General features: G+C 39.6%; 1 protein-coding gene. It reads right to left on the minus strand.

Annotation, left to right across the window (positions count from 1 at the left end):
* Positions 1 to 588: 588 nt before the first annotated feature.
* The gene (locus B9N78_RS17950) at positions 589 to 2,067 is read right to left on the minus strand and encodes an amidohydrolase family protein (RefSeq protein ID WP_245805593.1); all 1,479 of its coding nucleotides are present in this window, start codon (positions 2,065 to 2,067) and stop codon (positions 589 to 591) included.
* Positions 2,068 to 2,305 lie beyond the last annotated feature (238 nt).

Below are 2,305 nucleotides of genomic sequence, written 5' to 3' on the forward strand. Positions count from 1 at the left end.
CTAAATCAAACCGCTTTCGCTGTCAATCACTTTTTAAAAGTTTTTACTGTCATTCTTCCTGCGAACAATTCGTGTTCGTGCTGCTTTCAGCCTTAGAGGAAGCTGGCGAAACTTACTCAAGTAAGCTCGCTCAGTCAACAACTAATTTAACTTTTTTTTTCAATGATCTCCGAGACTTAACTCGGTTACGCCCCTTTCGGCAGCGCGGAATCGGAAAGTATATAATCACCGTCTCAATGTCAACCGTTTTGTGACCGGTCAGTCAAAAAAAATCTCGGGAAGTGCTGTGGCGTTCAGCCGTTGCCGACCCGAGAAAGAGGTTCTATGTAAATCACTCCAAACAGTCAACAGGTTTTTGAATTATTGTGAATATCCCATGAAGATACAGCCGGTTAACAGCAACCAGCCCTTTATTTTACTCAGTTGAGCATAAAGTCTGGACAAATGACGTTCTAGGTGAAGTGAATCCTAAACATAAAAAGCTACCTATAGAAAAGAAAGAGGTGCCGACTAAACATACTTACTTCAAGAGCATGCTTAACAGTCCATTTTACTATTACGCTATAACAAAGCTTTCACTTATAGATATCAGTGTGCGGCCAGGTAGTTCGTTTCAAAATCTTTAAGCTTTTGCTCAAGTTCCCATTGCTGAGTAGCCTTACTACTATTAGAAAGAAGCTCCTTACACTCTTTATCTGAACCAGAGTTCTCAGCACAGGCTTTAATCATCTTATACGGACTTACATCAGCCCAAAGCGAGTGTCCCTCGAGAAACGAATACTCAAGCGAATTACGCGCAGCATTTTTTAAATCGGCGTAAGTCAAGCCTTGATCAATAACAGCCGTTACATACTCATTTGTCAACGTGGATCTCGCAATCCCCATATCATCTGTAGAGAAAGCGACAGGGACACCAGATTTGATATACATATGAACAGGATGATTCTTACCGGAGACTTTTAAAATAGCATCATTACTTGTAAGTAAACACTCTAAAGCAATGCCTTGCTCCTTCATAATGGCAAGAGTATCACGAGCATTTTTTTCATATGGTATATCAACACCATGACCTATACGCTTCGCATGCCCTTTCGTAATTGCTAGGAAAATATGATCTGATAATGCTTCTGGAGTTGCAAGCAAAGGTGTAAGCTCTCCTGCATGCAGTGTAATAGGAACATCCGGATAAATATTATGGAAAAAATCCAGCATATCCATATGCAATTTATAATCTCGTATTGCTATGGGGTCATCTTCTGGGGCGACTAGATTGACACCAATCACACGTGGATCTTTCCGAACAAGTTCAAATGACCATGCCATCTGGCAAAAAACATTCGCTGGTTCCGAGACACGAATAACTTGATTGATATAGCGCTGAAGAACTTTACTTCCGTTTCCGTCACTGAGAATTTGATTTTTTAAGTCTTCGGCAGCATCAAATATTTTTATAGCCTGATCCATCTCGGAGTATAGACCGGCCTTCTTTAATTTTTTAAGAGTAGAATCGAAATTACCATCCCACCCGACTTGCTTACTTAAAGATGCAACACCATGAGGTCCATAAATGGAAAGCATGATTTCTTCATATTGTACATTGTCACGATAAGCCTGTTTTGCAGCATAAGCCAACATACGCCCGCGATTATCAGTTGCAACTCCGAATTTTCCAAAAGTATCAAAAAAATGATCGTGACCCCAGATTTTATTATCTTGTAAATTCTGTCTGTCAGATAATGTATCTACGACTGTATTCCAGATATTACTTTTAACAAAAAGCTGTCTGACTGGGATTGAGTTGTTTCCACACGGACCTTCAACTATTCGGCTACTTGTTTTATCAATACATGCTTTATCTGCAGCTGCCCACGTTAAATAATCTTCAGCGTAAGGAATTCCTGATAGATGAGTATGCAGCTCCGCCCCTTTAGGCATTTCTGCGAGCATTATGCGTAGGGCAACAGGATCATGACTTATTTTATCAAAAGATAGATCATGATTCCCACGCGCACAGCCCGAAAACACAACTAATAGTATTACTATAACGTATTTTTTCATGCTTTTCATTAAGCATACAAGTCGAGATTACGTCAACATGCAAAATTAGAAACAGTTAATACTGAAAGACTTTTTTTACTAAAAACTGCTTTTACTTATTCTATTCCGGATCCGTCAAAAGTATACGAGTATTTAAAATACCGAGCAATTCTCCCGCCAACGCAAGAAACCCCGTACATATATTATGTACGGGGTTTCTTTAAAAATAAAGTCCTTGCGACGACCTACTTTCCCACTAGCTACCTAG

It is taken from the genome of Desulfovibrio gilichinskyi (assembly GCF_900177375.1).
GTDB lineage: Bacteria > Desulfobacterota > Desulfovibrionia > Desulfovibrionales > Desulfovibrionaceae > Maridesulfovibrio > Maridesulfovibrio gilichinskyi.